The organism is Flavobacterium sp. PLA-DH12 (assembly GCF_059511845.1).
The window spans coordinates 355,319-380,592 of sequence record NZ_JCAMPD010000002.1; the positions used below are offsets into that span (position 1 = coordinate 355,319).

Genomic DNA, 25,274 nt, shown 5'->3' on the forward strand with positions numbered 1-25,274 from the left:
TTCTGTTTATCCTCTAAGGGGCATTAGTGAATAAAAAAATTTGTATTTGATAACATTTATTTCAATGTCTCTCTTAGCTTTTAAGAGAGACTACTATTTTTACTAATTCTCCACTTTTACAATGGCCATTCTTCCGTTGTATGGTTTATTTCCTTTTGCTTCTAAAGCTTTAGTTGCCTCTTGTAAACCATCAAACTTCTCGTAATAGATATAATATTTACTTGTTGTTACATTGTAAAAGAAATTAATATCTGATCTTCCTGCAGCAACTGCTTTTGCTAAGAACTCATCTCGTTTCTCTACACTATTATGAACCGCGATAATCATATAATACCCGCTATCAGAATTTTTAATATTCTTAATAATCTGCATATTTGACTGCTCTTCACCAAAATCAAAATCATTTGCTTTTAATGGTGTACTGCTCAGCTTAGTTGTTTCTTTAATTCTCTTAAGAGCTGCAACGTCCTGCGCATATCTTCCTTCATCATTCTCATAAGCTGCACGTTTAATTCTACGTTTACGCTCAATCTCAGTCTCTGTTTTAATACGCTCTAAATCGGCTATTAATGCTGCACCTTCACGCTCCATTTTTAATTGAGCCGCTTTCAATTCGTTTATCTTTTCAAGATAAGCTTTGTTCAAAGGATCATCTTTAGGGAACTTTTTAAGTCTATCGTTATAAAGATTAGTCAGTTTCGTAATCTCATTTTTCATGCTGTTATTTGCATCAGCAATCTGAATTTTCAACGCCTCAATCTGGCTGTTTTCTGCCGCTACACTCTTAAATGGTTTTGGCTCTCTATAAATACCTTTTTCGCTTAAATCGTTCTCCTCTTTCAAATCGTTTAAGTCTTTCTGCTTATTTGCAACGGTTGCTTTAAACTGATTTAATAAATCCGTTTGAATGTTACTAGTACCTTCAACAGATTTAGTCAAGTTTTCGATCGCTTTTCCTGTATCATCTTTCGCTTTTGCTGCTAGTGCCGCTGCTGCTGCATCTGCTTTAGCCTGTTCTGCTGCTAATCTTGCTTGGCGCTCTTCTTCTTCACGTAGGCGTCTTGTTTCTTCTTCAGCTTTCAACTTTTCTGTAGCTTCAGCATCCGCTTTTGCTTTTGCTTCTGCCAAAAGTCTTGCTTGTTCAGCTGCCATATCGGCTTTTGCTTTTGCATCTGCAGCAAGCTTAGCTTGAAGTGCTTCTGCATCAGCTTTTGCTTTTGCGTCTGCTGCTAACTTAGCTTGACGAGCCTCTTCATCTAATCTAGCTTTTTCTTCAACAGCTTGTTTAGCTTTTAATGCCTCAGCGTCTGCCTTAGCTTTTGCATCAGCAGCAAGTTTAGCTTGAAGCGCTTCAGCATCTGCTTTAGCTTTTGCGTCGGCAGCCAATTTCGCCTGACGAGCTTCTTCATCTAATCTAGCTTTTTCTTCCGCTGCTTGTTTCGCTTTTAATGCTTCAGCGTCTGCTTTTGCTTTAGCATCAGCTGCTAACTTAGCTTGGCGAGCATCTTCCTCTTCTTGTAATTTTTTTGCTTCTGCGTCTGCTTTTGCTTTTGCTGTAGCTTCTGCATCGGCTTTTACTTTTGCATCAGCTAATAATTTTGCCTGTAAAGCCTCCATATCCGCTTTTGCTTTTGCATCGGCTGCCAGTTTAGCTTGTAATGCTTCAGCATCTGCCTTTGCTTTTGCATCTGCCGCCAATTTGGCTTGACGCGCTTCTTCTTCAACTCTAGCTTTTTCTTCAGCAACTTGTTTTGCTTGCAATGCTTCTGCATCGGCTTTAGCTTTAGCTTCTGCTGCTAATCTTGCTTTTTCTGCCTCAGCATCAGCTTTGGCTTTTGCTTCTGAAGCTAATTTTGCCTGACGAGCTTCTTCTTCTACTCTCGCTTTTTCTTCGGCAGCTTGTTTAACGCGTAAAGCTTCTGCATCTGCTTTGGCTTTGGCTTCTGCCGCTAATCTTAATTTTTCTGCTTCAGCGTCTGCTTTTGCTTTCGCTTCTGCTGCTAATCTTGCTTTCTCTGCTTCTGCATCTGCTTTTGCTTTTGCATCTGCTGCTAACTTAGCCTGGCGAGCATCTTCCTCTTCTTGTAATTTTTTCGCTTCTGCTTCTGCCTTAGCTTTTGCTGTAGCTTCTGCATCGGCTTTTACTCTAGCATCTGCAATTAATTTAGCCTGCAAGGCTTCCATATCTGCTTTCGCTTTTGCGTCGGCTGCCAATCTAGCTTGCTCTGCTTCTGCATCTGCTTTCGCTTTTGCTTCGGCGGCCAATCTAACTTTCTCTGCTTCGGCGTCTGCTTTTGCTTTAGCATCAGCTGCTAATTTTGCTTTAGCTGCTGCTTCGGCATCTGCTTTCGCTTTTGCGTCGGCTACAAGTTTAGCTTGAAGTGCTTCTGCATCTGCTTTTGCTTTTGCTTCAGCATTTAATTGTGCCTGACGAGCATCTTCAGCTTGTTTTATTCTTAGTGCTTCGGCATCTGCTTTTGCTTTCGCTTCAGCAGCGATAAGCGCTTGTCTTGCTTCTTCATCTGCCTTAACTTTCGCTTCAGCAGCTAATTTTTCTCTAAGTGCAGCTTCTTCTGCAGCTTTTGCTTTCGCATCTGCCGCCAATTTAGCTTTGTTTGCAGCATCGATAGAAGATTTTGTTTTAGTTTCTGCAGCCGCTTTTGCTTTTGCTTCAGCAGCTAATCTTGCTTGCAATGCATCTGAGTCTGCTTTCGCTTTAGCATCTGCTGCTAATATTGATTGCATATCTGCAGCCTCTGCTTTTGCTTTTGCATCTGCTTTACGTTTTGCTTCGGCAGCATCGGCTTTTGCTTTAGTATCTGCAATTAATTTTAATCTTGCCGCTTCAGCATCTGCTTTTGTTTTTTCTGCTGCGGCCAATCTTGCCTGTCTTGCGGCTTCAGCGTCTGCTTTAACTTTTTCTGCTGCAGCTAATCTCATTTTTGCAGCAGCTTCTGAATTTGCTCTTGCTCTTTCAATTGCAAGCTGTGCTGCTGTTTTTTGCTGTGTTGGTGCAGCTGCATTTGCAGCGGCTGCTTTAGCTTTTGCAGCTTCAGCATCTGCTTTGGCTTTATCAGCTGCTGCTACTTTTACTTGTAAAGCTTCCGCATCTGCTTTTGCTTTAGCATCTGCTGCTAGTTTTATTTTTAATGCTTCTGCATCTGCTTGTGCTTTATCTGCAGCGAGCTGTTCTGGAGTTTTCTGTACAACTGCACCAGATTTGTTTGCTGCAGCTTGTGCTCTTGCTGCGGCAGCGGCATCCACTTTTGCTTTATTATCAGCGGCTAGTTTTATTCTGCGTTCTTCTGCATCTGCTCTAGCTTTATCAGCAGCAAGTTGTGCTTGTGTTTTTTGTGTTTCTGCTACGGCTTTATTTGCAGCAGCAGTTTGTGCTCTTGCTGCGGCTGCAGCATCCGCTTTAGCTTTTGCCTCGGCAGCTAATCTTATTTTAACAGCCTCTGCATCTGCTTTGGCCTTATTATCTGCTTCTAATTTTGCTTTTGCTGCAGCTTCGGCATCTGCTCTCACTTTTTCAGCTGCCGCAAGTCTTGCTTGTTTTGCTTCAGCATCTGCTTTAGCTTTTGATTCTGCTGCCAATCTATTCTTTTCAGCGATTTCTGCTCTGTTAACTTGAGTCGCTTCCGATTGTGGTTTTGCAGGTACTGGTTTTGGTTTCGCAGGATCAACTAAAGAACCTTCATCATCATCTCCGTAGTAGTAATTTCTATTTTTGAATTTATACGCAATAGCAAATTCATGAGAACCACCTAAGTTCGAGAAATTACCCATTCCTCTTTCGTAATTATACTCAATAGCAATACTCGGCGTAATGTTAACTCCAAGTCCTGCAGAAACTCCATATAATGTGTTATAACCTAATTGGGCCCAAACTCCTTGCTGAAGTGAAAGCATCCCAAGTCCAGAAATAACTGTTTTATCTTTTTTAATTTCTGTTCTTACAATTCCAGAAAATTTACTTCTATCAAAAAAGCCATAACTATCAATATATCCTGTGTACATAGCATGCAACTGAATCGCTCTTTCTGGATCTTCTTTTACCATTCCAGATCCAAAATTGTAAAGCACTAAATTGTTAATTGCTAATCCGAAATCTAAAAATTCTGTACCATAATTAATCCCTGGATTTACAGTCAGTAATGTGCTTTTTGGAAAATCCCCTGATAGAATAGTAGAATCATCTGATATAATTTTTCCTGTATTTATACCACTTTGATAAATTCCCACATTTAAACCAAAAGTCAAATTACTAGCTTCTTCCAGAACAATATTGTGAGCGAAATTGGCAACTCCGCCAAAGACAGTCATCAAACCATAATTCTGTTGAAATAAGCCTACAGCAAATGCTTCATTTTCTCTGAATCGGCCGGAATAATTGGCCAAATAAGTCTGCGGAGCATTATCAAACTGCACCCATTGCCTTTTATTGTAGAAACTTGCATATGGATTCGATTCTCTAACAAAACTGAAAGTTGGATTAATTAAATATCTATTAAACTTTAAAGAATTTCTTATGGGTAATGAAAACGAAACAACTCCATCCTCAGAAGCTTCTTGAGAATAGAGTACATTTGATAAACCGTAAAATAACGTGATGAATAGTAAAATTTTCTTCATATTATTTTATAACCGTTATTGATCCTTTTTTTTCACCTGCATCGCCTTGAATGACATAGTAATAAACGGGATTTACATTTTTAAAATCTATATTGTTTTGAGGCCAATCGCCTTGGTAATTCACCACATCCAAAACTTTATCTCCGTTTGAACTAATGATAATTACTTTTGTATTTGCATTTTTATATTCATCTGGAATATTCCAATACGGATTCATTCCGCTTAGTTTAATAATGTTCGGAATAACACTAGCAGGGCCAGATTCTCCATTTATTCTAAATGGAAATTCTCTGGTAGCAATACAGCCAGAAGACTGAGAAACCTTTGCTATGTAATTACCTTTAACAGCTACTACATAAGAATTTGATGTTTCTCCAGAAATTAAGTTTCCATTCAGATACCACTCATAAGTTGGTCCAACAGCATCTGTTGTTATCGTCACAGTTATAGTTTCACCTTCACTAAGTTTGTATCCATCTTGCGCATCGATGCTAGCTTCAAAACCATTGCTTTGAAGATTTATAGAGCCTGTTGCTTTACACCCTCCAAAATCTACATCTACAGAATAAACTCCAGATTCGTTTGTAGAATATGTACGATTTGTCGCTCCAGGAATTATATTACCGTCTTTCTTCCATTGATAGCTATTTCCAGAAGTAGCTGTTAAAACTGTTCCTGTTCCACTAGCGCAAAATGGGTTTCCAAGACTAGAATTAATCGTTACGGCGTTACCAGAAGATGAGCTTCCAACATTAATATGATTCGAGCTAAAATTGACATCAGTACAAGAACCATAATCAATTGTTGCATAATAATCACCAGGGCTAGTTACTGTTAACGTTTTAGCACTTTGTCCTGCTATAACAGCATTATCTTTAAACCAAATGTATTTTAGATTTGGAAAGTTTAAAGGAGAAGATGTACCTGCATCTATAGAAAGAGTAAGACTTCCACCTGAACAAATTGTCGCACTGGTTTCTTTGTTGTTTATTGAAAATGATGACTCAAAATCTTTATAATAGGCTGGAAAAGATGTTGCCCCTTGAGAATTTTTAAATCTAGGACTGGCATAAGTTTGAGAACTCTTAATTCTTAAGCCATAATTATCAGAACCGACAAGATTTACCGGAACCGCAAATTTTATAGTTTTTTGCGTTTCCGATAAATCTATCGTCTGTAATAAAGTTGTTGCAATTGGATTATTTGCTGAATCTACGATCTCCACAGAAAATGTAGTTCCCGCAGGAAAATTAACATAACTAAAAGTAGCAAAAAACTCATTGAAAGAACTACCAGCACAAAGTTTCTCTAAACCATCTAACTGTTGAGGAACTATCGTTTGGGCATAGGCATTCGATCTAGCAAAAAGTAAAATGCTAAATAATATTATAACTTTAAAAAAAGATAAAGTAATTTTTTGAATCATATAGTGCGAGTTCTTGCTAGATCTATACGCTCAAAAAACAGGATATCTATGAATGTTTCAGAGAAATCATACTTGTAGTTTTCAATTACTTCTTTTGCAAGAATTGAAGTTGCCGCAAGTGTTGAATTCTCTTCACAATCATTAGATAAAGTATTTGACTCAGCCGCTATAGTAAGGCCATCCTTGGGGGTGGACATCCCTACTATAGACTGATTTAAATTACTTGATTTGCCGTTTTCAACAACAGCATTGTTACTGTTTTGGTTATTGCTAGACAAAGTTAACCCACACTCAGAAACAGCAGCCTTAGTAGGGTTTTCTGCTGTATTCTGTGCATATAGAGTTAACGATATAGGCGAAACCAAAAATATTATATATAAAAAATATTTTTTCGTAGATACCATTATGTCTTGATCTTTATTTTGGCCCGTAAGACGATACATAAATTGTGTCTGGGGACTTAATTAATAAAATTTACGCGTGGGAAATAAAAATCGAAACTATTTATCTGTTACCGCTAGAAGCTGTGATTTTTCCTAATTGTAATCTGAAATCTGGTTTTTTAGGATTGAAGATGTCAATGAATGTTTCTTTGTTATCACTTTTTGAGTAAACATTAAAGAAAACACTGTTTCCATACCAGCTTTCTAAATCTTCATTGTTAGAATTGTACTCTGTAAAGATGTTTCCATTACATAAATTGAAGTACATTTCCTCAAATTTGATTTTTTTAAGGTTGGCATCATTGATTTCTGTTTTGCTGTCTAATAATACTGCAGGGCTGAATCCAGAGATTACACTTCTTTTCATTTCAAGAGAAGCATTTTCAGCTACATAAATAGCCTCTTTTACTAAACCTGCTTGAATGTCAGCATTAATGTTTTCACTGTCATTAACCATTGTAATATTACTAGCAACAACTAAAGTTTGTTTTTTAGTGAAGTCTGTTTCACTTTTCTTTTCATAAGATTTAACCTCCATGCAACGAGATCCGTCTTTAGTACTTGAGAAGTAAGAAGATCTAACTGCTAAAGAGTTGAAGAAACGACATTGAACTCCTTGAGAGAATTTAAAGTCATCGTTAACTGATTTATAAGAAACGAATTTTGTAGCATTTAAGTCACCACCTAAGATTCCGAAAGAATCTCCACCAGCGTAACTAACCATGATGTTTTCTAAAATTGTTTTGTTACCAACAGCTGCTAAAGTTAAAGCGTTGAAAGTATCAGCTCCTTTTACTTTTTTACCAGCAAACTCGATTCTTACGAATCTTAAAATTCCTGAGTTTGAAGCTACGTTGTCTCCACCGTAAGTAGTCATTGTTGGATCTAGATCTAGGTTATAAGAACCTACATTTCCAAATTTATTAATTGGAGCATCACCAAGAATTACGATACCACCCCAGTCTCCAGCTTTTTTCATGCTGCGGTTTGAAGTAAATACGATTGGATCTGTTTCTAAACCATCAGCTACTAATTGTGCACCTTTTGTGATCACCAATGTTCCTTTTGTTTCGAAATCACCAATAATTACAGTTCCTGGTTCGATAGTTAAAACAGCATTGTTTGTAACATAAACGTTTCCTTGCAAAACGTAGATATTTCTTTTCAGCAATTTGGTATTAACAGAAATATTTCCTGCCAAAATTTGGTTTGCTTCTCCATAATCAACTTTGTTAGGCTTAAACTCAGTCCAGTTGTTTAACCAATTGGTGTAGCCCATAATTCCTTTCTCTTGTTGAGCATTCATACTCGCAACTGTCAAAAGAACGCAGATCAATTGAGTAATTTTTTTCATGATAAGGGGGGTATTACGGTTAATAATAAATTTGGGTATGCGTAAATGCAAAAACTCTTCTCGAGTTTTCTGAAATTTTTCAGGCCCCTCGAGAATGAGTTGTTTTTTTTATTTTGTTTTTTAAGAATGCCTAGCTGGTATTCACTAGACTTTCTCAAAAAAGATTTTAAAAAATGCTTTATTACATTTCGTTCAAATCGTTGAACTCGTGTAATGATTTCAATGTACTTTCGTAGAATAAGATTGCAGCGATTAGATTTCCTTTATCAGAGTAAGGCATCATTTTTCTTTGAAAATCTACCGTAGTATCCAAGAAAGTTGTTGTACCAACTGCCTGAGCATCTAATACTTTTTTGTGTTCGTTATCGTCTGGAATACCTAAGTCTGCCATAGTAACACCTGGTTTAGTAACCAAAGCAATGTAAGGGAGAGTTTTAACTAATACTTTAATACGCTCGATGTATAATTCCAAAAGTTCTCCTTTTTGCATACCACTTAATTCTTTTTGATCATGGTATTTTCTGATAAGAGCAGTTGTACTGATAATACTTCTCGGTGCGTTTTTAGCTTGTGCTGAAACAGCCGCAGTAGTTAAGATAAAAAAAGCACTAAATAGAATAATTTTCCCTTTCATAGATTCTTATTTTATAATTGGTTGTTGATAAAAACAAAAATATAGAAATTAACTTAAATTACAACTGTAATGGATTTTTTTTTCAAAAAATTTCCTTAAAAAAACCTTAAAAACCAGCGTTATGTCGAGAAAATGTGCGTTTTAACGGGCATTTTGTTAAAAATGTTAATTTAAAATCCGTAAGATATTCGCTATAAAAAAAGAAAAATCCTTCTAATTAATAACCAAAAAAACCTTACGTTTATCGTTTTTTGAAAAAAAATATTAACAAAAACATCTTGATATTTACTCACTTGAAGATATTTATTAACAAAATTCTGTCGAAAATGATTCGAAAAAATTCAAAAAAACATTCGAAGACTTCCAAACTAAATTTGAAAATGGCAACGACGAAATAATCTTATCCCGATAATTTTTGACTAGACATTTTCTTCTATCTTTGCCCAATGCAATTTTCTCAAATTTTAGGTCAAGATTACATCAAAAGCCACTTGATAAAAAGTGCTGCTTCTGGTAGAATTCCTCATGCTCAATTATTCGTTGGTCCAGAAGGAAGTGGCACATTAATAACAGCCATTGCCTATGCCCAATACATTTTATGCAATAATACCGGTGATGAAAATTCAAATGGAAATGATTCTTGTAATCTAAAATTTGATAACATCTCTCATCCCGATCTGCATTTTATCTACCCAACCGTTACAACCGAAGACGTAAAAACAAAACCGAAAAGTTTAGACTTTATTCAGGATTGGCGCAGTTTTATTCAAGAAATGCCTTACGGAGGTTTGTTCGATTGGTATAAAATTCTTGGCGTTCAAAACAAGCAGGGAGAAATTCGTGTAGAAGATGCACAGGAAGTTTTAAAATCGCTTTCGCTAAAATCTTATGAAGGCGGTTACAAAATCATGATTATCTGGATGGCCGATAAAATGAATATCGCCGCATCCAATAAACTGCTAAAACTTCTCGAAGAGCCTTCAGACAAAACCATGTTTATTCTGATTTCTGAAAACGAAGAAGATATAATCCAAACCATACGTTCAAGATGCCAGGTTATTCACTTTAACGGACTTCCTGAAAAAGTAATAGCTGAAGCTTTGGTTGCCCAAGAAAATATAGACCAAAACTTAGCTAAAAAAATTGCACATCAAGCGCAAGGAAATTTTAATAAAGCATTGCATTTGTTAAAAGAAGACGATGATGATCTTCCGTTTGAGCAATGGTTTGTCAATTGGGTTCGAGCTGCTTTTAGGGCAAAAGGAAATGCTGCTGCCATTCAGGATTTAATTTCATGGAGCGAGCAGATTGCCGCGCTTGGACGTGAGAGCCAGAAAAAATTTATTCAATACTGCATTGAAATGTTTAGACAAGCTCTTATGCTAAATTATCAAGCACAAAGTCTAGTGTATATTGAACCGAAAGTGGATAAATTTAAATTGGAGAATTTTGCTCCTTTCGTAAACGGAAACAACATCCACGAAATATTCAAAGAACTTTCAGATGCGATGTATCACATTGAAAGAAACGGAAATGCAAAAATAATCCTTACCGATTTATCGATCAAATTGACTCGTTTAATTCATAAAAAATAATTCATAATGAACAATGTTGCCTCAATTTTACTTCTAGCTTTTCTAGCTTTAACTTTTCTACAATCGGGTTACGAGAAAATTTTTTACTGGAAAGATAATGTTGCATGGCTTAAAGAACACTTTGCCAAAACACCTTTAAAAAATCAAGTTCCTCTGGCTCTATTGCATTTATTGATTTTAGAATTGATTTCAGGAATTTTATGCGTTGTGGGCGGAATTCAATTATTTACAAACAATGGCAGAGAATTTGGCTTTTATGGAGCTATATTTTCTTGCATCTGTTTGCTAATGATGCTTTTCGGACAAAGACTTGCAAAAGATTACGATGGTGCGAGAACCATTGTTATATATTTTATACCAGCTGTAATGGCTGTTTATTGGTTGAACTAAAATATGCCACTCCCGATAGCTATCGGGATTCACAGATTTATTTAATCATTTTAATCTGTGAAATCTGTGACAAAAAAAGCCCTTTTTGGGGCGTTAAAACAAATTTTATTAAAAAAAATGAATCCAAAACATCCTTCAGAATCCCTAACTATTTTAACTGATTTGGTTTTACCGAGCGAAACAAATCCTTTAAACAATCTTTTCGGCGGTGAGCTATTAGCCAGAATGGACCGAGCGGCAAGTATTGCGGCCCGCAGACATTCACGTCGAATTGTAGTAACGGCCTCTGTAAATCACGTTGCTTTTAACAGAGCTATTTCGCTTGGAAGTGTTGTAACTGTAGAAGCAAAAGTTTCCAGATCTTTTAAAAGTTCTATGGAAGTTTTTATAGACGTATGGGTAGAAGACCGCGAATCTGGAAACAGAACAAAAGCCAACGAGGCAATTTATACTTTCGTAGCAGTAGACGATACCGGAAGACCTGTTGAAGTTCCTGCAATTATACCAGAAACTGAATTAGAAATTCAGCGCTTTGAGGCTGCACTACGTCGTAAACAATTAAGTTTATTGCTAGCTGGTAAAATAAAACCAACAGATGCAACAGAATTAAAGGCTTTGTTTTTGTAGAACGATTTTGTGACAATTTGGAACAATCAAACTTCAAAAAAAGAAGTAATTTTACAAATTATAAAACTGACTAATAAGATTATTAAGGAATTTTCTTATTTTTATCCAGAAAGACAAAATAATAATTTAAGATATTTAGAAAAAAAATGAGTTCAGAGAAAGAAGCCAAATTAAAAGCACTACAATTAACGCTTGACAAACTTGACAAAACCTACGGAAAAGGAACCGTAATGAAAATGGGCGATAAAGCCATTGTAGAAGTAGAAACGATTTCTTCTGGCTCACTAGGTGTTGACTTAGCTCTTGGAGTAAACGGATATCCAAAAGGAAGAATTATCGAAATATATGGTCCAGAATCTTCTGGAAAAACTACTTTGACGCTTCACGCAATTGCAGAAGCTCAAAAAGCTGGTGGTATTGCTGCTTTTATCGATGCGGAACATGCTTTTGACAGAAACTATGCAGAGAAATTAAATGTTGATATTGAGAACTTAATTATTTCTCAGCCAGACAACGGAGAGCAGGCTTTAGAAATTGCTGAAAATCTTATTCGTTCTGGCGCTATAGACATCGTTGTAATTGACTCGGTTGCAGCTTTAACTCCAAAAAGTGAGATTGAAGGTGAGATGGGAGATTCTAAAATGGGTCTTCATGCACGTTTGATGTCTCAAGCTTTGAGAAAACTTACTGGAACTATCAGTAAAACAAACTGTACAGTTTTCTTCATCAACCAGCTTCGTGAAAAAATTGGTGTTATGTTCGGAAATCCTGAAACGACAACCGGAGGTAACGCACTTAAATTTTACGCTTCTGTACGTTTAGATATTCGTCGTTCTGCTCAGATCAAAGACGGTGAAAATGTAATTGGTAACAGAACTAAAGTTAAAATTGTTAAAAACAAAGTGGCACCACCTTTTAAAACTGCCGAATTTGACATTATGTACGGAGAAGGAGTTTCTAAAACTGGTGAAATCTTAGATCTAGCTGTAGAATTTGACATCGTTAAAAAAGCAGGATCTTGGTTCAGTTATGGTGACACAAAATTAGGACAAGGACGTGACGCCGTTAAAGCTTTAATTAAAGACAACCCAGAACTAGCTGACGAACTGGAAGTTAAAATTAAAGATCACATGAAAGAATTGGCAAACGCCTAAAAATAAGTCAACAAAGACGCTTTGAGAGCCGAATGATTTTTTTAGAATCATTCGGCTTTTTTATTTTGACATAAAAAATGAAATTTCCACGCAACCTTTTTGCCAACCTTCCATCTATATAAAAAAGCAGTTTATAATTGGTACTGCCATATATCAATTTCGGTTTTTTTTAGAATTTACATTGGTTAGTTATTTGAGTTAAAAATCTGTTGGTTGTTCAAACTGACAGGTTTTTGTCAAATTTTCTTCAATTCCAGCGCAACCTTTTTAATTTTTCGATATCTATAATAATGTGACATTAACTTGAGTTATTAACTAAACTCTTTATTATCAACCATTAATTTTTTTAACCATGAAAGAAAAAATAGAATTGTTGTACAATAAAAACCGAAGAAAAACCAAATTGAAATTTAAAAAAGTATTGCGTTTTATTTCAGAAAAGATAATTCACAGATAATAAGCTTTTGAATAAAAATAGGGGTTTTTAATTCAAAGAAAAGCCGGTAAACTTTTAAGTCTACCGGCTTTTGTATTTTACATAATGTTTTTATGGTTACTCCTTTTGATAATCAATTAAACCATTATAAATCATATCTCTAACTTGATCTCTTAATTCTTTTCTGTTGTCGCTTGTCAATCCTTTTGTTTCTACGAAAGGTAAAATTCTAGCGCGCATTTTTCCTGGACTTCCACTCAAAAAAGTATATGAAAAACGCTCTTTGTTATCTGGATAAACAATAGGCACAATCGGAATCTGATGATCAATTGCCAATCTAAATGCGCCGTCTTTAAACTCATCTAGCAAAATACTTTCGTCATCTGGAACTCCGCCCTCTGGGAAAATGCAAATACTTAAACCTTGATTTAATCTGTTTTGAGCTCTTTTAAAAACCTCATTTTTACTTTTAGATGAACTTCTGTCAACCAAAATACAAGTACGTTTATAGAAAAATCCAAAAAGCGGAATCTTTACCAGCTCTTTCTTCCCAACAAAAACAAATGGATTTTTAATTAAAGCCAACGTAAGCATAATATCCGTCATAGAAGTATGATTGGCCACAATCATGTAACTTTTGCCTTTAATGAGCTTCTGTTCGCGTTTTACGGTATAAAAGAAACCCATTCCGAAAAGGATAAATTTAGCCCAAATGCGTGCCATTTTAAAGAAATATGGATATCCTTTCTCAGAAAGGATAGAAATAACCAGAAAAGGCAACATAATGAGTATTGGAATGGCCATCAAAACGTAAAACCAAATTCTCCAAAGAATCCAAAAAGCAATTTTAAATATTTTCATAGCTTCAAAAGTAAGAAAACAGAAATGATTTTATAAATATTAACTTAATTCTATTGTTTTGTAACGCAGAGATCACAGAGTTTTTCACTGAGTACACGAAGTTTTTGAGAGAAATGCATTTAATTGAGTTCTCATAGTTTTGCTATTCTTTTGCAAAATAAACAGAAACTTACAATAAAATTATTTATTTTTATACGAAATTATGTATTAAAATTAAATAAAAAATGAATGAAAACGAAATTTCGACTATTGTTATTGGTCTAGCAATCGAAATACACAGAAAACTTGGACCAGGTTTGTTAGAAAATGTTTATCAAGAATGTCTTTTTTATAAAATTAAACAACGTGGACTACTTGTCGAAAAAGAAAAGCCAATGCCATTAATCTTCGAGGAGATAAAACTAGATTGCGGATATCGAATCGATTTATTGGTTGAAAATAAGTTTGTTATTGAAATTAAAGCTGTTGAAGCTTTAACGGTAAACCATTTGGCACAAACATTAACTTATCTCAAACTAGCTAAATGCAAACTCGGCTTGCTAATTAATTTTAACGAGTCTCTTTTGAAAAACGGTATTAGAAGAGTGATAAATGATATCTAAAGAAACAGAAAAAAACCGTGGTCTTCAAAAAACTCAAAAAATCTTCCCAAACTCTGCGAAAAACTCTGTGAACTCTGCGCTAAAAAAACGAACTTTGCAGATCAAGTATAAGAAAAAACGAGAATGGCAAAAATACTTACGGGTGTTCAAAGTACAGGAACACCGCATTTAGGAAATTTATTAGGAGCAATTATTCCGGCAATCGAATTATCAAATGATCCATCAAATGAATCTTATTTGTTTATTGCCGATTTGCATTCAATCACTCAAATTAAAGACGGAAAGACTTTAAGAGAAAACACGTACAGTACTGCTGCGGCTTGGCTTGCGTGCGGATTAAATCCTGAAAAAGTTACATTTTACAGACAATCAGACGTAGTGCAAACTACAGAATTGACTTGGTATTTGAGCTGTTTTTTTCCATTTCAAAGATTGACTTTAGCACATTCTTTCAAAGATAAAGCCGATCGTTTGGATGATGTTAATGCCGGACTTTTTACCTACCCGATGTTAATGGCTGCTGATATTTTATTGTATGATGCTGAATTTGTTCCAGTTGGAAAAGATCAATTACAGCATTTAGAAATTACTCGTGATGTTGCGGCTCGTTTTAACCACCAAATGGGTGAAACTTTTGTTCTTCCTGAAGCAAAAATTCAAGAGAACATTATGCTAATTCCAGGAACAAACGGAGGAAAAATGAGTAAATCTGCAAACAATATCATCAACATTTTCTTGGACGATAAGACTCTGCGTAAACAAGTTATGAGCATTGAAACGGATAGTACACCACTTGAAGCTCCAAAGAATCCTGATACTTGTAATGCTTTTGCAATTTATTCTCTGTTAGGAACAGAAGAACTAATCGCACAAATGAGAGCAAATTATTTAGGCGGAAATTATGGTTACGGTCACGCTAAACAAGCTCTGTTCGAATTGATTACTGAAAAATTCAAAACAGAAAGAGAAAAATATAATTACTACATCAACAATCTAGAAGAAGTTGACGCTTTATTGAAAAAAGGTGCTGCAAAAGCTTCGGTTATTGCTGATGGTGTTTTGGCAAAAGTTAGAGAGGTTCTAGGATTTCAAAAATAAATTTAAAAAACAATATTCTATAAAACGCTGAACATTACTAAAATTGCTCAGCGTTTTTCTTTTATCATATATTTTTGTAACTTCAAGTATATTAATCTTTTAAAAACAAAAAGAATGGATAAGTATATTGAAGATTACAATGTTCCCTCTTATGTATTTCAAATCTTAAATATAATTTTCGGCTTACTGCTGATTTATATTTTATATCGATTGTACAAACATTTTACAAGAAAATAATATATATAGGATTTTCTGCGTTAAATTGACTCAAAAAGTTTTCCAGGAAGTGGTCTAATAACACCTTTTAATTCCATACCAATCAGAATTCCAGACAGTTTAAAAATTGGTATTTCACATTCAATTGCAATGATGTCGAGTAACTCTTTCCCGTTTTTTATAAGAAAATCATAAACCTTCTGTTCTTCAGATTCTAATTCTACAAAAAGCTGTTTCTGAATATTTTTTGGTTTTTCTTTAATATCCCAATTTAACATATAGATTATATCAGCGGCATCTGTCAACACATTTGCTTTCTGGGTTTTAATCAAGTTATTGCAGCCTTGACTGTATTTATCTGTAACTCTTCCAGGAACAGCAAAAACGTCTCTATTGTACTCGTTGGCCATATTTGCTGTAATTAGAGATCCACCTCTATCGGCAGATTCAATTACAACTGTTGCTTCCGTCATTCCAGCAACAATACGGTTTCGACGCACAAATTTCTCTTTATCTGGATTCGAATCGCTCCAAAACTCAGTAATAAATCCACCGTTCTCTTCCATTCTGGCCATATACTTTTTGTGCGTTCTCGGATAAATCTGATTTAAACCATGAGCCAGCACACCAACAGTTTGTAAATTTAAATCCATTGCTGCCTGATGCGCGCCGTGTGCCCACGATACTGATTATTTTTTTGTTTTTGAAATCTAGATTTCCGGCAGTAAATATCAGAATTGGTGCATCAATGCAATGCTTGAGACGTTCTGGATAATTATCATCCTGAAAAAACGAAACCTGAATATTGTTGTTTTTTATAAAAGTCAATTCTTTATCTGCTTTTTCAAAAACACTTTTATCTTTTAGATTTTTTAATAAAACAGATCCAATTCCGTCAACTGCTGCCAAATGTTGACTTTTTGCTTTAAAAATAGCTTCGGCATCACCAAAAGAATTAAGCAATTTTTTGCCCATTATATCTCCTACTCCATCAACCTTTAATAAGGCAAGTAAATTAAACAATTCTTGATCTGTCATCTTGTTATAACATTATGTAAAATAGAAAAATAAAACCTACTTTCTTTAAAGCGCAAATATCAATAAAACAAAGTAATTTCTTAATAAATTTAAAAAATAATTTTAGCACGGCTTATTACGTAAGCAAAACAAATAAGTTAATCTATTGAAAACGAATTGTCTAAAAATAATTCCGAATTGTTAATAAAAATTGTGAATAAAATTTTGATAACTATACGCGTTGTCTAACTTTGTTAATATGAAAATCGAAGTATATATCTCACAGTTATTGTATCGTTATCAGTGTGTAACGATTCCAGGATTTGGTGCATTTTTAACAGAAACTCACTCAGCGCAGCTGAATGAAAGCACTAATTCGTTTTTTCCTCCAAAAAAAACCATTTCTTTCAACAGTCGTATCAAAAATAACGATGGATTGTTGGCAAATCATATTGCACAAGCAGAAAAAACATCTTACGGTTTTGCTGTAAGCGCAATTGCTTTTGAAGTTTTAAATTGGAAAAAAACATTGGAGGAAGAAGGCGTAATTCTTTTAAAGAACATTGGAGAGCTACGTTTAAATTCTGAAAGCAATATTGTTTTTAAACCAAACGATCAAACCAATTTTCTATCTACTTCTTTTGGATTAAGTCCTTTTGTTTCACCAATGGTGAAAAAAGAAGCTTTCGAGAAAAAAATCGAAAAAATCGCAGCAAAAGAAAAAGATGCTGTTTTATTATACGAAAATGAAGAAGAAACCAAATCTTCAAATCCATTCTTGCGATATGCTGCAATTCTTGTTTTAGGACTTGGAATTACAGGAAGCATTGGTTACCCATTATATCAAAATCAAATTGATAACCAAACACTTGTTGTAGAACAAGCAGTTCAGAAAAAAGTACAGAACAAAATTCAAGAAGCAACTTTCTTTATTAAAAGTCCGCTTCCTGCTGTAACACTTTCTGTTGATTCTGCTAAAGTTGAAACTGTCGAAACAACAATGCCATATCACATTATGGCTGGTGCTTTTAGAAGCGAGCAGAATGCAAGAAAAGCTTATAACCAACTAATTAAAGATGGTTTCAAAGCGAGGATGTTGAAAGAAAACAAACACGGATTATTTCCTGTTTTATACGGAAGCTACGCAACTATGAAAGAAGCAGAACAAGCTCAAAAAGAAATACAAAAAGGCGAAAATCCACAAGCTTGGATTCTGGTCGAAAATCTATAAATCAAAAAAAAAATCCCGTTTCAAAAGAACGGGATTTTTTTTGACCTAAAAACTTAATATTCCGCAATGTTTATCGTGAAACAATTTTGGCATCTTGCGACAAAATTTCTTTTCCTGATTGATATACAATTAACGCCGAAGGCGCCGAATCTTTTTCGCCTAAAACAATAAAATGACACTCATATCTAAAATTTCCTTTTTTAAATTCGTAATGATGATTTCCACCAGTTCCATCCGCGTAGAAAACTCCGTTTTCAATTACTAAATCAGGTTTGTCGGTCATTTTGTTTTTAATTCCCCAAGAAACATAACGATAATTATTATTTCCCAAATCGTCAATTCTTATTCTAAATTTTGAAGTTTCAAGAATGGCAATCGGCTCTTTAAAGTTTGAAATCGAAGAGTTTACATTTTTCTTCTGTGCTGCAATCAGCGAATTTTTCATTTTCAGTTCTTCGTCAGTTTGATGATTGATACTGATGATTCTTCCATCGGTATCGATCCACAAATCACCTTGATTGAGCATAATGCCACGCCAACCCACTTCTGACCAATCCTTTGAAGGATCCGATTTTGTTATTTTTTCAATCAGAACTTTATCAAAAATTTGATTATATCTTTTTACAAAATCAGCTTTATCTTTCACTGACGGAATTGGATATTCTCGCTTGAACGGAAATTTTATCCGTTTTGCAATTGCTTCTTTATCGCTGTTTTTCACTTCCAGAATAAACTTCGAAATGAACTTTTGATATTCTGGTTTCAAATCCTGAGCAATCAAAAACGAAGAATTAAACACCAAAATTGTTAGCAATATTTTAAATGTTTTCATGTCAAAAATGATTTAATGCGTAGAAATTAGATTTTTGAAAAAACAGAAAACAGTGTTTCACGTAGGACGCTCTAAATTAAATTTATGCTCGCTTTGAACATTTTCAATTCGTCCCAAGTAAATTCATCTCCATACTTTTCTTTCAAAGGACTCAAAGATTCTTCTTGATAAAACTGAAATGCTTCTCGCAAAGCCAAAATTTTATCATAAGGCAGAACATCTGTAATTTCAATTTTCTTCGCTTGAATAAGTCGTATCAAATGCCCCTCAATAGTTTGAACATTCAATTTACGCATTCTCGCAATATCTTCCACTGAATTTTTATCCATCCACAAATCGTATGTTTCTTCGACTGTCGTCTTTTTAGCCGTTTTAAGCTCGTTTTTCTCTGTCTTAGCTGATTTGTATCGAACAACGGGTTCTTCGGCCCTAAAAATGTCTGTATTTGTCGTTTTCAGCTCTTCTCTTATCCTTTCCGCTTTGTTCGTTTTGTAATTTTTAATATTTGGCGACGAAAGCTTTTCTTTACTGATTTCTTCTCCTGCAACAACAACTTCAATCAATAACTTGGCTTTCATCAATCGCAAAACCGCTTTAGTCTGAAGATCTTCTAAAAAATTAAGTTCTTCATAGAACTCTTTAACTTTTTTAAATTTTTGAATTTCAGCCATTTTGTAAATCAGATCATCGACCAACTTATCCATTTGTTTGAAGAAATAATCATAGGCCGCATCTACCCTTTCTTTTACAAAAAACAAATCGACCGTTTCTTTGATGAAAATTTTATTGAGTTGCGAAATGAATTTCTGCGAAGGATCTAAAAGCTGCTCCATAATTTCCATTCGTTTATGCGCCCAAACTGCATGTTTCGCTTTTTCGGAACCAGCCGCATTTTCGTTATAACTGAAACGATGATTTCGCCATTCTTGCGCCAATTCTCCCCAATTAAAACTGTTTATCAAATAGTTATGAATAAAGTTTTTGGTTTCGAAGTGAAGCGCTTTCTCTAAAGTCTCTTCTGTCGCTCTATTCAAAGCATAATCCATCACATCTTGATCGTTAGAAATACCATTCATCTGCATTGGAGAAAGCAAAATAAGCCCTTCTAACGAACGCAAACGCGAAAGTGCTACATAGGCTTGTCCGGACAGAAAAACTTGCGATACATCAAGCGCTGCTTTGTCAAAAGTTAAACCTTGGCTTTTGTGCACCGTGATGGCCCAAGCCAACTTGATCGGGTAATGCGCAAAAGTTCCCAAAACCTCTTCTTCAATATCTTTGGTTTGTTCGTTGACTTTGTAGCGGATATTTTTCCATTCGTACTTTTCTACTTCAAGCGTCATGTTCTCTTCTGGAAAATGAACAAAGATTTCTTCATCTGAAAGCGATTTGATGACACCCATTTTTCCGTTGAAATATCTTTTTTCAAAAGACAAATCATTTTTGACGAACATGATCTGTGCGCCGACTTTTAATTTCAGTTCTTCCTCAACAGGAAATATCTTTTCAGGAAAGTCTCCCACCACAAATGGCGTATACACATATTCTTTACCATCTAAATCACTGATTGATTGTGAGTTAATAGAATCTGCTTTAGCATTATGCGTTGTAAGTGTTATATAGCCTTTGTTCTTTTTAAAGTCAAAATCTGGCTTAACATACTGATTTAGAATGGCTATATCTTCTGGAGTGATCTGATTGTTTCGCAAATTATTCAAAACTGAAATAAAAGCATCATCGGTCTGGCGATAGATTTTTGACAACTCGATATAAATTGGCGGATACGTTTGGAGAACATGAGAATGAAAAAAGAATTTTCCTCGGTAATAATTTTTTAGCGTTCGCCATTCTTCATCACGAATCACGGGTGGCAATTGAAGCAAGTCTCCAATAAACAAAACCTGGACTCCACCAAAAGGCTGTGTGTTTCTTCGAACAGTCTGCATCATGAAATCGACCGCATCCAACAAATCGGCACGCATCATACTCACTTCATCAATAACCAGAAGCTCCATGTTTTTAATTACGTTTCGCTTCACGTTATTCATTTTGAAATGACGACGCAACGATTCTTTGTTTTCAAACTTTACCGTTTCTGTAAATTGTGCGCTCGCTTCGTACGACGGAATAAAAGCAGAAAACGGAAGCTGAAACATGGAATGGATTGTTACACCTCCAGCATTCAAAGCAGCGATTCCTGTTGGTGCAACGACCACAGTATTTTTATGCGTTGTTGCGATGATTTCACGCAAAAGCGTAGTTTTTCCAGTACCTGCTTTTCCCGTAAGGAAAATAGATTTTTGAGTCTGATTGATGAATTGCAAAGTATAAGCTGCCGCTTCTGAAACGTTCTGCATTGGGCTTGTATTAAAGAAATAAAATTACCGCATTTTTATAAAAAGAAAAAACCTAAATCGTAGTGGATTTAGGTTTTCAGTAATTTAGTTAGTTTGGTAGTTTTTATTTTTTTGCTTCGCCTTCTTTTGCTTCAGCTGCTGGTTTCGCATCTGTTTTTGGCTCTGCTTTGTATTTATCATTTAAAGCTTTGATAATTTCTTTTGTGATATCGTATTTCTCTTCAGCATACAAAATTGTTGCAGCATCTCCTGTTCCGTAGATGTAAGAGTAACCGTTTTTCTTTCCGTAATCTTTAATGAATTTTTTAACTCCACTAACAAGAGAATCCATCTCAACACCACTTTCTTGTTGTAATTGTTGAGCCAATGCTTGTTGTGCATAACCTAATTGCTGCTCTCTTTTTTGCAATTCAGCACCTCTTTGCTGTGCCCAAGCTTGACCGTTTGCTTGTGCCTGACTTTGAAAACTAGCAGCGTCTTGTTTAAAACGTGAAATCTCAGCTTGTAATTGTCTACCTTTTTCTTCCGCTTGAGCTTTATACTTTGCCTCTAAATCTTTTGCCTCAGTGTATTCTTTCATCAAAACCGAAGTATCCACGTAAGCTGTTTTTACTTCCTTTACCTCTGCTGTTTTGTTACAAGAAACTGCGAAAACTGAAAGTGCGATAATAACTAATGCTTTTTTCATTTTTTATAATTCTATTTTTTTAAGTATTGAAGACAAAAATATAAAAAAATCAATAGCATCAACATAAAGTTTAAAAAATGCGTAAAATTTATGATATTGTTTTTATTTATCGAAAAAAATATAGCCATAAACCAATGTTATCACCATATTTTAGGTATTTTTTGTCTTGTTTTGGATTAGCTAAAAAAAGCCATCTTGTCTTTTAGAGGCAAAACGGCTTTAAATGATTTTTGATTTTTATTTGTTTTTTAAAACGTAAATATGCGATGAATATTCCTTTGAGCTTTTTGCTTTCCAATTTGATTTTAAACCAATGAAAAAAGCTTTGATGTAATTCATTTTTCCATTTTTATATTTTTCGGATAAAAGGCTTACGTAAAAAGAATCAAACTTCATTGGAAGTATCTTTTCTAATTTCATATCCACTCTTTCAAAAAGCAATTGAATTGATTTTTTTGAAAAATGCCAAAAGTGAATCGGAACATCATACGCAGCCCAAAAAGTTTCATAATGACCCGCATCGAACGATTTATAGTTTGGAACCGCAATAATTAATGTTCCAGTTGGTTTTAACAAACGCTTTAATTCTTGAATCTGAAGTTCTAAATTTGGAACGTGTTCCAAAACATGCCACATTGTAATTACATCCAAAGAATTACTTTCTAAAGTGCTAGTTTCTTCTACAAATGAAATTCCTTTTTCTTTAGCAATATTTTTTGCTCGATCGCTTGGTTCTACTCCAATGGTTTCCCAACCGTCAATTTTTGCTGTTAGAAGAAAATCTCCAGTTCCAGCTCCAATATCCAAAAGTTTTCCTTTTTTTGATTGCTGGCTATTGATTAGATTCAATTTATTCTTAAGCGCAATATTTTTCACAAAATGATATGCTTTTTCAAATAACGAACGTTTGTTATCTGTATGCGAAATATAATCTTCGCTTTCGTAATATTTACCCAAATTTTGAAGTTCAGGTTGTGGAGAAGTAATTAGCATATCTAATTCTTCATCATAATACAAATCAAAAATTTCTTTTGAAACAGAATGGTCTTTTACCGTAAGAAAGTGTTTTTTGTTTAAAACGTTCATTTTTTAAATTTATAGATATTTGGGTTTAATTTATAGCAAATCCTAAAAACGAAATTTTATCGCTTTTAGGATTTTTTGTTTTTCATTTTATTCTTTTCGATTCTTTTTGATTCTTTCAAAATTGATAATTCAACATTATTGCAATTTAATTTATTCATCTCTTTGCAAAACAATATCCTTTTCAAATTCGATTTTCTTTCCATCTGAAACAGCTAATAGTTCAAATTATTTCAAAAAAATCATTCTTGTTTTGGCAAAAGGTTTCACGTGGAACAGCAAAAATTTAAGATTCTTAACTTTAGATTTTAGATTTATACTATATCCTAAAAATAAAAAGCAAAAAAATAGTTTCACGTGGAACATTTAAAAGTATTTAGTCCCAGTTTACAGTCTCAGTAAAAACTGAAAGCTGAAAACTGAGACCGAAAACTTTTTTACCTTCCCATATAAATCAAAAGCACGGAAATATCACTTGGCGATACTCCGCTTATTCTTGAAGCTTGCGAAATAGTTACAGGACGAATCTTGCTTAATTTCTGTTTTGCTTCAATCGACATGGACTTAATTTTGTTATAATCAAAATTGTCTGGAATTTTTACTTCTTCCAAACGATTTAATTTATCAGCATTATTTCTTTCTTTTTCGATATAACCAGAATATTTAACCTGAATTACGGCTTGCTCAACAATTTCTTCATCCAAATCATTTTCTTTGATATATGCTTCAACCTTTTCAAATTTCAACATATCTTCTAATTCAATCTGTGGACGAGAGAAAATCTTAAACATTTTATCTCCTTGAGAAATCGGTGCTGATTCTTTTGCTTCCAAAATAGGATTTGTTTCTGCAATCGTAACACTAGTTTCTTTGAAGAATTGAACCATCTTTTCAGATTCGTTTAATTTCTTTTCCATTCTTCGTAAACGATCTTCAGAAGCTAAACCAATTTCGTATGACATTGGAGTCAATCTGAAATCGGCATTGTCTTGACGCAACAAAGTTCTATACTCTGCTCTTGATGTAAACATACGATATGGTTCTTCTGTTCCTTTCGTAATCAAGTCATCAATTAGAACTCCGATATACGCTTCGTCACGTTTTAAAATCAAGGGATCTTTTTCATGTACTTTCAAGTGTGCATTTATTCCAGCCATCAAACCTTGAGAAGCTGCTTCTTCGTAACCTGTCGTTCCATTAATCTGACCTGCAAAATATAATCCTTCAACTAACTTTGTTTCCAAAGTATGTTTCAATTGCGTTGGCGGAAAGAAATCATATTCGATTGCATAACCAGGTCTAAAGAATTTTACATTTTCAAAACCTGCAACAGAACGAAGCGCTTTAAATTGAATATCTTCTGGAAGTGAAGTTGAAAATCCGTTTACATAAACTTCGCAAGTATTCCATCCTTCTGGTTCAACAAATAATTGGTGACGTTCTTTATCTGCAAAACGATTTATTTTATCTTCAATCGACGGACAATATCTTGGTCCTAAACTTTTGATTCTTCCGTTGAACATTGGAGAACGATCAAAACCTTCTCTCAAAATATCATGAACATTCAAAGACGTATAGGTCATGTAACAAGAACGCTGATGCGTTAACGGAGAAGTCACATCTGAATAAGAAAACTTTGCTGGCTTTGCATCTCCTTTTTCTTCGTTCATTTTAGAATAATCTAAAGAACGTCCATCTACTCGAGGTGGCGTTCCTGTTTTCATTCTTCCAGCTTCAAAACCTGCTTTGATCAAATCTTCGGTAATTCCGGTCGCAGCACTTTCTCCTGCTCTACCTCCTCCGAATTGTTTTTCACCGATATGAATTAAACCATTCAAAAAAGTACCATTTGTCAAAACCACAGATTTGGAACGAATCTCCACACCAAGTGAAGTTCTAATTCCTTTTATCTTTTCATCTTCAATTATCAACCCTTTTACCATCTCTTGATAAAAATCAAGATTTGGAGTTGCCTCCAACATCATTCTCCATTCTTCTGCGAAACGCATTCTATCACTTTGAACTCTCGGCGACCACATTGCAGGTCCTTTTGATTTATTCAACATCTTGAACTGAATCGCAGTCTTATCAGAAACAATTCCTGAATAACCACCAAGCGCATCAATTTCACGAACGATCTGTCCTTTCGCAATTCCACCCATCGCAGGATTACAAGACATCTGTGCTATGTTCTGCAAACTCATTGTAACCAATAAAGTTTTCGATCCCAAATTTGCGGCCGCAGCCGCAGCTTCAGAACCAGCATGGCCTGCACCAACCACAATAACATCGTATTCTTCTAAAAACATTTTGTTTTATTATTCTCCAAAAACCGCTAACGCGGTTTCTAGAATTACATTTATATTTTTCTTGTTCCACGTGGAACTTTTATTTTTGTTTCAAGTTTCAAGTTTCAGGTTTCAAGTTCAAACTGAAACCTGCAAACTGACATCTTTAAAATCAGAAAACAAATAAAAACGTTTCACGTGGAACATCTTTTTATTTTTTTCAAACAGAACTTTCAAACAGAACTTTCAAACAGAACTTTCAAACAGACCTCTCAAATCAGACCTCTCAAATCAGAACCCTCAAATC

19 protein-coding genes and 1 pseudogene are annotated in these 25,274 nt (G+C 34.6%); 8 read left to right on the forward strand and 12 right to left on the reverse strand.

Annotated features, from left to right (window positions below):
* Positions 1 to 102: 102 nt before the first annotated feature.
* From AC5ZCW_RS04685 to AC5ZCW_RS04705, 5 genes are all read right to left on the reverse strand, one after another.
* Entirely contained in the window at positions 103 to 4,635 is a 4,533-nt protein-coding gene (locus AC5ZCW_RS04685) for a PorP/SprF family type IX secretion system membrane protein (RefSeq protein WP_496118252.1), read from the reverse strand.
* A 1-nt stretch (position 4,636) separates the two neighbouring features.
* Positions 4,637 to 6,061 (reverse strand): gliding motility protein SprC, encoded by a 1,425-nt coding sequence (sprC, locus tag AC5ZCW_RS04690; RefSeq protein WP_343540757.1) that lies wholly within the window; start codon positions 6,059 to 6,061, stop codon positions 4,637 to 4,639.
* Positions 6,058 to 6,465, reverse strand: a complete 408-nt coding sequence (locus AC5ZCW_RS04695; RefSeq protein ID WP_496118254.1) for a hypothetical protein — start codon at positions 6,463 to 6,465, stop codon at positions 6,058 to 6,060. The genes sprC and AC5ZCW_RS04695 overlap by 4 nt, the downstream gene beginning before the upstream one ends.
* Positions 6,466 to 6,565: 100 nt before the next feature.
* Complete coding sequence (locus tag AC5ZCW_RS04700; RefSeq protein ID WP_343540753.1) at positions 6,566 to 7,858, reverse strand: beta-helix domain-containing protein; 1,293 nt, start codon at positions 7,856 to 7,858, stop codon at positions 6,566 to 6,568.
* Positions 7,859 to 8,039: 181 nt separating this feature from the next.
* Positions 8,040 to 8,492: a hypothetical protein gene (locus AC5ZCW_RS04705; protein ID WP_198855090.1), complete on the reverse strand. Its 453-nt coding sequence runs from the start codon at positions 8,490 to 8,492 to the stop codon at positions 8,040 to 8,042.
* A gap of 446 nt (positions 8,493 to 8,938) precedes the next feature.
* Between AC5ZCW_RS04705 and AC5ZCW_RS04710 the strand changes: the two genes are divergently transcribed.
* From AC5ZCW_RS04710 to recA, 4 genes are all read left to right on the forward strand, one after another.
* Positions 8,939 to 10,087: a DNA polymerase III subunit gene (locus tag AC5ZCW_RS04710; protein WP_343540751.1), complete on the forward strand. Its 1,149-nt coding sequence runs from the start codon at positions 8,939 to 8,941 to the stop codon at positions 10,085 to 10,087.
* A 6-nt stretch (positions 10,088 to 10,093) separates the two neighbouring features.
* Positions 10,094 to 10,477: a DoxX family protein gene (locus AC5ZCW_RS04715; protein WP_095930182.1), complete on the forward strand. Its 384-nt coding sequence runs from the start codon at positions 10,094 to 10,096 to the stop codon at positions 10,475 to 10,477.
* 117 nt (positions 10,478 to 10,594) lie between these two features.
* Positions 10,595 to 11,104 carry an acyl-CoA thioesterase gene (locus AC5ZCW_RS04720; RefSeq protein WP_343540747.1) on the forward strand — a complete coding sequence of 170 codons (510 nt, stop codon included), beginning with the start codon at positions 10,595 to 10,597 and terminating at the stop codon, positions 11,102 to 11,104.
* 146 nt (positions 11,105 to 11,250) lie between these two features.
* A complete protein-coding gene (gene recA, locus AC5ZCW_RS04725; RefSeq protein WP_281634344.1) occupies positions 11,251 to 12,258 on the forward strand; it encodes a recombinase RecA in 1,008 nt (335 codons plus the stop codon).
* A 553-nt stretch (positions 12,259 to 12,811) separates the two neighbouring features.
* On the opposite strand, the gene AC5ZCW_RS04730 is transcribed toward recA, so the two are convergent.
* Positions 12,812 to 13,555: a lysophospholipid acyltransferase family protein gene (locus tag AC5ZCW_RS04730; RefSeq protein ID WP_496118258.1), complete on the reverse strand. Its 744-nt coding sequence runs from the start codon at positions 13,553 to 13,555 to the stop codon at positions 12,812 to 12,814.
* Positions 13,556 to 13,779: 224 nt separating this feature from the next.
* Between AC5ZCW_RS04730 and AC5ZCW_RS04735 the strand changes: the two genes are divergently transcribed.
* The 3 genes from AC5ZCW_RS04735 (at position 13,780) to AC5ZCW_RS04745 (ending at position 15,492) form a co-directional block, all read left to right on the forward strand.
* Positions 13,780 to 14,157 (forward strand): GxxExxY protein, encoded by a 378-nt coding sequence (locus tag AC5ZCW_RS04735; RefSeq protein WP_343540745.1) that lies wholly within the window; start codon positions 13,780 to 13,782, stop codon positions 14,155 to 14,157.
* 123 nt (positions 14,158 to 14,280) lie between these two features.
* Positions 14,281 to 15,255 carry a tryptophan--tRNA ligase gene (gene trpS, locus AC5ZCW_RS04740; RefSeq protein WP_496118261.1) on the forward strand — a complete coding sequence of 325 codons (975 nt, stop codon included), beginning with the start codon at positions 14,281 to 14,283 and terminating at the stop codon, positions 15,253 to 15,255.
* 114 nt (positions 15,256 to 15,369) lie between these two features.
* On the forward strand, positions 15,370 to 15,492 hold the full coding sequence (locus tag AC5ZCW_RS04745) for a hypothetical protein (RefSeq protein WP_281634347.1): 123 nt from the start codon (positions 15,370 to 15,372) through the stop codon (positions 15,490 to 15,492).
* Between the two features lie 20 nt (positions 15,493 to 15,512).
* Here the strand turns inward: AC5ZCW_RS04745 and AC5ZCW_RS04750 are convergent.
* Positions 15,513 to 16,509, reverse strand: a pseudogene (locus tag AC5ZCW_RS04750) (DNA-processing protein DprA).
* Between the two features lie 238 nt (positions 16,510 to 16,747).
* Here AC5ZCW_RS04750 and AC5ZCW_RS04755 point away from each other — a divergent pair.
* Positions 16,748 to 17,719, forward strand: a complete 972-nt coding sequence (locus AC5ZCW_RS04755; RefSeq protein ID WP_343540741.1) for an HU domain-containing protein — start codon at positions 16,748 to 16,750, stop codon at positions 17,717 to 17,719.
* Between the two features lie 70 nt (positions 17,720 to 17,789).
* Here AC5ZCW_RS04755 and AC5ZCW_RS04760 read toward each other — a convergent pair whose 3' ends face one another.
* From AC5ZCW_RS04760 to mnmG, 5 genes are all read right to left on the reverse strand, one after another.
* Entirely contained in the window at positions 17,790 to 18,551 is a 762-nt protein-coding gene (locus tag AC5ZCW_RS04760) for a hypothetical protein (RefSeq protein ID WP_496118264.1), read from the reverse strand.
* 71 nt (positions 18,552 to 18,622) lie between these two features.
* A complete protein-coding gene (locus tag AC5ZCW_RS04765; RefSeq protein WP_496118266.1) occupies positions 18,623 to 20,908 on the reverse strand; it encodes a helix-turn-helix domain-containing protein in 2,286 nt (761 codons plus the stop codon).
* Between the two features lie 103 nt (positions 20,909 to 21,011).
* Positions 21,012 to 21,596: an OmpH/Skp family outer membrane protein gene (locus tag AC5ZCW_RS04770; protein WP_177211528.1), complete on the reverse strand. Its 585-nt coding sequence runs from the start codon at positions 21,594 to 21,596 to the stop codon at positions 21,012 to 21,014.
* Positions 21,597 to 21,833: 237 nt separating this feature from the next.
* A complete protein-coding gene (locus AC5ZCW_RS04775; RefSeq protein WP_496118268.1) occupies positions 21,834 to 22,682 on the reverse strand; it encodes a class I SAM-dependent methyltransferase in 849 nt (282 codons plus the stop codon).
* 434 nt (positions 22,683 to 23,116) lie between these two features.
* Complete coding sequence (gene mnmG, locus AC5ZCW_RS04780) at positions 23,117 to 24,988, reverse strand: tRNA uridine-5-carboxymethylaminomethyl(34) synthesis enzyme MnmG (RefSeq protein ID WP_496118270.1); 1,872 nt, start codon at positions 24,986 to 24,988, stop codon at positions 23,117 to 23,119.
* Between the last annotated feature and the right edge of the window lie 286 nt (positions 24,989 to 25,274).